Source organism: Nocardia sp. NPDC004151 (assembly GCF_042874235.1).
Classification (GTDB): Bacteria; Actinomycetota; Actinomycetes; order Mycobacteriales; family Mycobacteriaceae; genus Nocardia.
This window is the reverse complement of sequence record NZ_JBIAMR010000003.1, coordinates 303,486-310,849: the sequence shown is the minus strand read 5'-3', so window position 1 is coordinate 310,849 and position 7,364 is coordinate 303,486. Positions and strand designations below refer to the sequence as shown.

Here is a 7,364-nt window from a genome sequence, read left to right as displayed (position 1 = left end):
CCCAAACCTCGCTTCCGGAACACCACGACCGCAGCGTTCCCCGCCGAAAAACCCGAACGGGACGCCACCGCTGCTGTGAGCGTGGCGTCCGGCGTTCGGGGCTTACTTCACCGTATTGAGACTCCCTGGGAGGTATCCCCCCAGCTGGCCGATCTTGTTACATGGGCGCGACCACACCCGCCGGCCATTGCCGGGTCGAAGACGCAATCTTGGTGACGGACACTCGGTCCAATCTACCGTCAGCGCGCAAGCCACAAACAGAAAGGGCCATAGCCGTCAGCTATCGTCCCTTTTCGCTGTTTCACCCTGTGATATGCGACCTATCGCGACCAGGGTCGTACAAGTGGGACTGGGCACAATCGATACTTTCGGCCAGCGCCGGACCCACCAGGATGACCGCCGCCTGCCGCAATCCGGCCGCCTCCACCCGATCCGCGATATCGGTCAGGGTGCCCCGGAGAATTCGCTGCTCGGGCTGGGTCGCGCGGTAGACCACGGCCACGGGGCAGGCACTGCCGTAGTCGGCGGTCAGCTCCTGCGCCAGGGTGCGGATCCGGGTGATGGCCAGGTGCAGCACCAGCGTGGCCCGGGTGCGGGCGAAGTTGGCCAGCGCCTCCGAATCGGGCATAGCCGTCGAGCGCGCGTGTGTCCGAGTCAACACCACCGACTGCACCTGTTCGGGCACAGTCAGTTCCGCCCCGAGCAAGGCCGCGGCGGCCGCGTACGCGGGCACCCCGGGCGTCACGTCCCAGGGAATCCCCAGCACATCGAGGCGTCGCTTCTGTTCGGTGAGGGCGGAATAGATGGAGGGGTCGCCCGAGCACAGCCGCGCGACATCCTTGCCCTCGGCGTGCGCCCGCGCGCAGTGCGCCACGATCTCGTCCAGATCCAGCTTCTGCGTATCGATCAGCTCGGCGTCGGGCGCGCAGTACGCCAGCACTTCCGGGTCCAGATACGTCCCCGCGTACAGGCACACCGGGGACCGGCGCAGCAGTTCGACCGCACGCACGGTCAGCAGATCCGCCGCCCCGGGCCCGGCCCCGATGAAGTGCACTGTCATCGGGCGAGTCTCGCACACCCGCTCAGGCGAACCGTCCGACCGCCACCAGCACCGCCACCACGAACAGCACCACGTTCGACAGCGACCGCCCGTACTCCCCGCGCCGCACGTGGGTCACGAACCCGCCGACCATCACCAGGGCCAGCCCCACCGCGGCGACCGGCGTCAGCACCTTCGCGATCCCGGTGGCCCACGGCAGCACCACCCCCAGGCCGCCCAGGATCTCCACGATCCCGATCCCCCGCACCGCGTTCCGCGACAGGTCGTCCACCCACGGCATCCCGCCGCGCAGCTTGTCCTTCTCGATCGCCGCCTTCGCGACGCCCCCGAGCACGAACGACGCCGCGAGCACGATCTGCCCGATCCACAGCCAGGTGTTCATTGGTCCTTCTCCTTGTCGTACATCCAGCTCGCGGCAACGGAATCCGCGACCCGGTCGATCAGCGCCCGATCCCCCTGCCCACCGAGCATGGTGAGCCAGAGGAAGACCGGTCCCGCGAATTGCGCGTGCGCCCAATCCAAGTCGGGCACCCCGGACAGATCCCCACGTTCGACCGCCCGCTCGGCGACCGCCCGGATGAGCTCACGCTCGGGCAGCAGGCAGACGTCCTCGAACACGGTCTGCAGGGCTCCGTCGCGCATCAGATCCGCCATGAGCTCGGGCAGCACCGCCCGCACCCGCGGATTGCCCATGCGCTCGACGAAGTCGGCCGCGACCTCGTGCAGATCACCGCGCAGACTGCCGGTATCGCGGTACTCGCGCGGCCGCAGGTCCCCGATCAGATGATGCAGTGCGAGTGCGGCTTTGGACGGCCAGCGTCGATACAGCGCCGCCTTGCCCACCCCGGCCCGCGTCGCCACGTCCTGCACGCGCAGTCTGGCGTAACCCACCTCGGCGAGCAGGGCGACGGTCGCCTCGCGAACGGCCAGATCGGTCTCGGCCGACAGCGGCCGGCCCGGCCGCGGACCCTCGGATACGGAACTCACGGTTCCGAATTTAACACATAACGGAACTCGTGGTTCCGAAATCGGTGATCAGCCGCTGACCTGGAAGTCGGTGAGGACCTTCGTCGGGAAGAGCCGGACGACGAGCTCCCCGGGGACGCCGTTCCGCTTCCCGAACTCCTCGGCCCGGTCCGCGCCCATATACCGGGCGGCGATATCGGTGGCCGTGCGGATCAGCTCGTCCCGATCCTCCGAGACCTCGGCCACGCCCTGCACCTGGACGAAGGAGTACGGGGGTGCGGCCACATCCACGCAGAGGGTGACGCGGCCGTCGCGCAGGATGGACCGACCCTTGGCCGTGTCCTTGCCGGTATTGAAGACGATGTGGTCGTCCTCGACGATGAACCAGATCGGGGCGACCAGGGGTCGGCCGTCGGCGGCCACGAAGGCCAGCTTGCCGGTGCGGGTGCCTTCGGTGAGGAAATCGCGGACGCGCTGATCGGACAGTGAGGCCATGGGCGACACGCTACGACCTCAGATGGCTCCGCGCTCTCGAGCCCTGGCCACGGCGGAGGTTCGGGATTTCACGCCGAGCTTCGAATAGATGTGGACCAGGTGGGATTTGACGGTGGTCTCGGAGAGGAAGAGGCGTTTGCCGATCTCGCGGTTGGAATGGCCGTCGGCGACCAGGCGCAGGACTTCGATCTCGCGGGGGCTCAGGGTGGTGTCGGGTTTGCGGACCCGCGTCATGAGGCGGGAGGCGACCGACGGGGAGAGGACGCTCTCGCCTTCGGCGGCGGAGCGCACGGCCGCGAGGAGTTCGGCGGGTGGGGTGTCCTTGAGGATGTAGCCGACCGCGCCCGCCTCGATGGCGCCGAGAATGTCGGCGTCGGTGTCATAGTTGGTGACCACCAGGACGTTCGGCGGGTTCGCGAGGCCGCGCAGGGCGGCGGTGGCGTCGGCGCCGGACTTGCCGGGGCCGAAGCGGAGGTCCATCAGAACCAGGTCGACCTGGGTGGTGGAGCAGAAGGCCACCGAATCCTCGGCGGTGGCGACCTCCCCCACGACTTCGATGTCGTCGGAATCGGTTTCGGCGACGCTGGAGTCGAGGAGGGCGCGCAGGCCCGCGCGGACGATGGCGTGATCGTCGGCGAGGAGGATGCGGATCATTGGTCCTCCAGGGGGAAGTAGACGGTGACCGCGGTGTGGCCGGGTTCGGATTCGACATCCATGGTGCCGCCCTGCTGCTCCACGCGATTGCGCATGGCGTTCAAACCGAAGCTGCCCGACGGGGATTCGGCCAGTACGGCCGGATCGATGCCCACCCCGTCATCGACCACGTCGAGGTGCACGGCGTCATCGCCGTAGGTGAGGGTGACCCGCATCCGCTGAGCCTGCGCGTGCCGCACCACATTCGACACCGCGCCCTGCGCGATGCGGACCAGCGCGGCCTCGATCGGCATGGGCAGCGCCTGCGGATCGCCCTCGACGAGAACCTGCGCGTCCAGTCCGGGCGCGGCGGCCCGCTCCGCGATCCGGTTGAGCGCGCCCGCGAGGGACTGACCCTCCAGCGCGGCCGGCGTGAGTTCGGCGATGAGATGGCGGGTTTCGACGAGACTGTCGGCGGCGGTCTCCCGGGCCAGCCGAATCCGTTCCAGCGCCGGATGATCGGGGGCGGCCCGCTCGACGGCGTGCAGCAGCAGTTGAATACTGCTGAGCCCCTGCGCGACGGTGTCGTGGATCTCCTGCGCGAGCCGCTCGCGTTCGGCCATCTTGCCCGCGGTGCGTTCCTGTTCGGCGAGAGTCTCTCGGGTGGCGAGCAATTCGTCGATGAGCCGCTGCCGTTCCGCGGCCTCCCGGAACAGGGCTTCGTAGCCGAGCCCGATGGCGACCGCGACCAGCGCGCCCAGCAGCGGGCCGATCACACCGGCGACCGTCCACCCGCGGTGCGCGGCGAACCCGACGACGGCGACCACGGTCGCCGCGATCACCGCCACCACGCCCCAATAGCGCGGCAGCAGATGCAGATAGAGGAAGAAGAGACCGAAGACCAGGTAGACGGCCAGCGGGGCGACGAGCACCAGGGCCAGCCAGAGCAGGGTCAGCGCGGCGAGCCAGATCCGTGCTCCCACCAGGTTCCGGCGGAACCGGCCCCCGGTGAAGTAGACGCCGAGGAAGACCCCGGCCAGCACGACCACCAGCACCTGATGGGCCCCGGAGACGACCTCCTGCACCGCCACCACCACGGTCAACGCCACGACCAGCACGTGCAGCCCGAGCTGCAGTGCGGAGAAGACGGGAGTCAGGGGGGACCGGTGCACGCGACCAGCTTATGCCGGGCAATTACCCCGGCATCCATCGAAAGTAGGAAACGCCGCCGTGCCGTTGGCGGACCGGGATTCGTTCCGCGGCGCGATGGCGGGACGGGCTTTCCCGACGAGGGTGTAAGTATGTTCGTCGCATTCAGAGATCTGCGGGCGGCCCGCGGCCGCTTCCTCCTGATTACCCTGGTGGTCACGCTGGTCGCGCTGCTGGTCAGCTTTCTCAGCGGTCTCACGGCCGGTCTGGCGCACCAGAACATCTCCGCCATCGAATCGCTGAAGACCGACACCGTCGTCTTCTCCGACACCGGCTCCTCCCCCTCCTTCGACGCCTCCACGCTGAGCACCGAACAGGTGCAGACCTGGGAGCGCGCGGGCGGCACCGTCGACCCGATCGGCATCAGCCGCACCCGCGCCACCGTCAACGGCGCGTCCCCGACCCAGGTAGCGCTGTTCGGCGTCCAGGGCACCCCCTTTGGCAAGCGCACAGCTACCGAGCCGGGCACGGTGATCCTGTCCAAGGCGGCCGCGAAGAACCTCGACGCGAAGACCGGTGACACGGTCGAGCTGGGCTCGGCGCGCTACAGCGTGGCGGGCGTGACCGACGACGACTGGTACGCGCACACCCCGGTGGTGTGGATGACCCTGTCGGACTGGCAGGCGCTGAACCCGCATTCGGGCGCGGCCACCATCCTCGCGGTCTCGGGGGTGAGTGAGCAGAAGGCCCTCGACGCAAGCGCCCACACCACCACGACGAGCAGCAAGGACTCGCTGTCGGCCATGGCCTCCTACCAGGCCGAGAACGGCTCGCTGACGCTGATGACCGTCATGCTGTTCGCCATCTCGGCGCTCGTGATCGGCGCGTTCTTCACGGTGTGGACCGTGCAGCGGCAGCCCGATATCGCGACCCTGAAGGCCTTGGGCGCGACCACCGGATCGCTGATCCGGGACGCCTTGAGCCAGGCCCTGATCGTGCTGCTGCTCGGCGTCGGCGTGGGTGTGGGAATCACCGTCGTGGCCGGACTGTTCATGGGCGGCGCGGTGCCGTTCATCCTCAGCGCGAGCACCACGCTGTTCCCGGCGGCCGCCCTGATCGCGCTCGGCCTGCTCGGCGCCGCGTTCGCGCTGCGCTTCCTCGTCACCACCGATCCGCTGACCGCGCTCAACCAGGCCCGCTGATGACCACAATCCCTTTGCCTCCCAGGAGCATCGCGATGACCAACACACTGACCGTCTCCGACCTCACCCTCACCTTCCCGGACGGCGCGGAGCGCATCACCGCGCTCGACCGCGTGAACCTGCGCGTGGGCGGCGGCGAGATCGCCGCCATCACGGGGCCGTCGGGGTCCGGCAAGTCCACGCTGCTGGCCACGGTGTCGACGCTGCTGCGCCCGGAATCGGGGCGCGTAGAACTCGACACCGCCTCCGGGACCGTGAATCTCGCGGAGCTGAGCCGTCGGGATGCGGCGACGATGCGGCGGAATTCGATCGGGATCGTGTTCCAGCAGTCCAATCTGATTCCCGCGCTGACCACGATCGAGCAGCTCGAGGCCATGGTGCACCTGGGGCAGAGTTGGTTCGTTTCGCCCGGCAAGCGGCGTGAAGTTCGCGCGCGGGCGCGGGATCTGCTGCACGCGGTGGGGTTGAGCGGCCACGAGAACAAGCGGCCGGCTCAGCTTTCCGGTGGGCAGCGGCAGCGGGTCAATATCGCGCGGGCGCTGATGAATGATCCGTCGTTGCTGGTGATCGACGAACCGACCAGTGCGCTGGATCAGGAACGTGGGGCCGCGATCATCGATCTGATCGTCGGGATCGTGCGCGAGCACGGTGCGGCCACTCTGCTCGTCACGCACGATCTTTCGCATCTGGATCAGATGGACAGCGTCTACCAGATGGTGGATGGCGTTCTTACACAGCAGAAATCGGCGATTGCCGCCTGAATTGCCCAGGGATACCGGACGGGGTCGCCACGACTGCGTCCGGTATCCAGCTTTCGGTCCGGCGTCGTGCGCTCTTCAGCTCTTGCCGTCGACCGCACGCGCCGCACGGTCACGAATCTTCCGCATCTCTTCCACCAGCTCGGCCGGACCGTGCACCGTGATCTCGACCCCCAACTGCAGCAAGCGATGCGCCACCCACTCCGGCAGATCATCGCGCCGCATGTCCAGCGCACAAGCCTCCGGCCCCCGTTCGACGATATCGCCCGGCCCCTCCCCCAGCCGACCGATCACGGCCGAGGCCGGAGCGGCGATATCTACCTGGAAGTGCAAGGACGACGTCCCCCAGTCGGTTCGATCGCCGATGATGTAGGCGGCGGGGTCTGCCGCGGGAAGCTCCCGGGGCAAGAACCGAGCCCCGGTGGCGAGCACTCGACCGACCCGGTCGGCTCGAAAACTCCGCCAATCGCCGCGGTCGAGGTCGAACCCGACCAGGTACCAGCGGTGCCTGTACGGCACGAGGCCGACCGGTTCGACATGGCGACGGGTCTCGGCGCCATTCGCCGCCTCGTACCCGAAACGGACGCGTTCGGTGTTGGAGATCGCCGCCGCCAGTGCGGTGAGTAGTTCCGGGTCCACGATATTCGCTCCCGCGCCCGGGGCGATGGTGGCGACACCCAGTACCCGCACTCGGCGGCGCAGCTTGGCGGGCAGGACCTGTTCGAGTTTGGCGAGCGCACGGACCGAGGCCTCCTCGATGCCGGCGATGGCGGATCCCGCGGCGCCGCGCAGGCCGACGGCGATGGCCACGGCCTCTTCGTCGTCGAGGAGCAGCGGCGGCATGGCGGCGCCGGCCACCAGGCGATAGCCGCCGGTCGCCCCCATGGTGGCCTCGACCGGGTAGCCGAGGTCGCGGAGCCGGTCGATATCGCGGCGCACCGTGCGGTCGGTGACGCCCAGGCGGTCCGCCAGTTCGCTGCCGGGCCATTCGCGCGGGGTCTGCAGCAGGGACAGCAAACGAAGCAGCCGGGCCGACGTATCGCTCATGAATCCCATCCTGCGCTCGAAATAGGACAAGAATAGTCCTACATGCTTCGTAGC

The 7,364-nt window shown here is 68.5% G+C and carries 9 protein-coding genes; 2 read left to right on the top strand and 7 right to left on the bottom strand.

All coding sequences use genetic code 11. The features are described 5' to 3' along the window. Window positions 1–301: 301 nt before the first annotated feature. From cobM to ACFYTS_RS08855, 6 genes are read right to left on the bottom strand one after another with little or no spacing between them, the layout of a single operon-like run. A complete protein-coding gene (cobM, locus tag ACFYTS_RS08880; protein WP_357281664.1) occupies window positions 302–1,060 on the bottom strand; it encodes a precorrin-4 C(11)-methyltransferase in 759 nt (252 codons plus the stop codon). Window positions 1,061–1,082: 22 nt separating this feature from the next. Continuing rightward, on the bottom strand, window positions 1,083–1,442 hold the full coding sequence (locus ACFYTS_RS08875; RefSeq protein ID WP_357281666.1) for a DoxX family protein: 360 nt from the start codon (window positions 1,440–1,442) through the stop codon (window positions 1,083–1,085). Then, complete coding sequence (locus ACFYTS_RS08870; RefSeq protein ID WP_387302372.1) at window positions 1,439–2,047, bottom strand: TetR/AcrR family transcriptional regulator; 609 nt, start codon at window positions 2,045–2,047, stop codon at window positions 1,439–1,441. The genes ACFYTS_RS08875 and ACFYTS_RS08870 overlap by 4 nt, the downstream gene beginning before the upstream one ends. A 48-nt stretch (window positions 2,048–2,095) precedes the next feature. Further along, a complete protein-coding gene (locus ACFYTS_RS08865) occupies window positions 2,096–2,521 on the bottom strand; it encodes a PPOX class F420-dependent oxidoreductase (RefSeq protein ID WP_357281668.1) in 426 nt (141 codons plus the stop codon). Window positions 2,522–2,539: 18 nt separating this feature from the next. After that, window positions 2,540–3,175, bottom strand: a complete 636-nt coding sequence (locus ACFYTS_RS08860) for a response regulator transcription factor (RefSeq protein WP_357281670.1) — start codon at window positions 3,173–3,175, stop codon at window positions 2,540–2,542. Then, window positions 3,172–4,326, bottom strand: a complete 1,155-nt coding sequence (locus tag ACFYTS_RS08855; protein ID WP_357281671.1) for a sensor histidine kinase — start codon at window positions 4,324–4,326, stop codon at window positions 3,172–3,174. The genes ACFYTS_RS08860 and ACFYTS_RS08855 overlap by 4 nt, the downstream gene beginning before the upstream one ends. Window positions 4,327–4,455: 129 nt before the next feature. Here ACFYTS_RS08855 and ACFYTS_RS08850 point away from each other — a divergent pair, with 129 nt between their 5' ends. Both ACFYTS_RS08850 and ACFYTS_RS08845 read left to right on the top strand, forming a co-directional pair. Beyond that, complete coding sequence (locus ACFYTS_RS08850; RefSeq protein WP_357281673.1) at window positions 4,456–5,505, top strand: ABC transporter permease; 1,050 nt, start codon at window positions 4,456–4,458, stop codon at window positions 5,503–5,505. A gap of 35 nt (window positions 5,506–5,540) precedes the next feature. Continuing rightward, window positions 5,541–6,266: an ABC transporter ATP-binding protein gene (locus ACFYTS_RS08845; protein WP_357281674.1), complete on the top strand. Its 726-nt coding sequence runs from the start codon at window positions 5,541–5,543 to the stop codon at window positions 6,264–6,266. A gap of 75 nt (window positions 6,267–6,341) precedes the next feature. Here ACFYTS_RS08845 and ACFYTS_RS08840 read toward each other — a convergent pair whose 3' ends face one another. Beyond that, window positions 6,342–7,310 carry a helix-turn-helix transcriptional regulator gene (locus ACFYTS_RS08840; protein WP_387302369.1) on the bottom strand — a complete coding sequence of 323 codons (969 nt, stop codon included), beginning with the start codon at window positions 7,308–7,310 and terminating at the stop codon, window positions 6,342–6,344. Window positions 7,311–7,364: the final 54 nt, after the last annotated feature.

Excerpts from the sequence above, each read along its gene's own strand:
- cobM (WP_357281664.1), bottom strand. The coding sequence starts at position 1,060 with ATGACAGTGCACTTCATCGGGGCCGGGCCCGGGGCGGCGGATCTGCTG.
- ACFYTS_RS08875 (WP_357281666.1), bottom strand. The coding sequence starts at position 1,442 with ATGAACACCTGGCTGTGGATCGGGCAGATCGTGCTCGCGGCGTCGTTC.
- ACFYTS_RS08865 (WP_357281668.1), bottom strand. The coding sequence starts at position 2,521 with ATGGCCTCACTGTCCGATCAGCGCGTCCGCGATTTCCTCACCGAAGGC.
- ACFYTS_RS08860 (WP_357281670.1), bottom strand. The coding sequence starts at position 3,175 with ATGATCCGCATCCTCCTCGCCGACGATCACGCCATCGTCCGCGCGGGC.
- ACFYTS_RS08850 (WP_357281673.1), top strand. The coding sequence starts at position 4,456 with ATGTTCGTCGCATTCAGAGATCTGCGGGCGGCCCGCGGCCGCTTCCTC.
- ACFYTS_RS08845 (WP_357281674.1), top strand. The coding sequence starts at position 5,541 with ATGACCAACACACTGACCGTCTCCGACCTCACCCTCACCTTCCCGGAC.
- ACFYTS_RS08840 (WP_387302369.1), bottom strand. The coding sequence starts at position 7,310 with ATGAGCGATACGTCGGCCCGGCTGCTTCGTTTGCTGTCCCTGCTGCAG.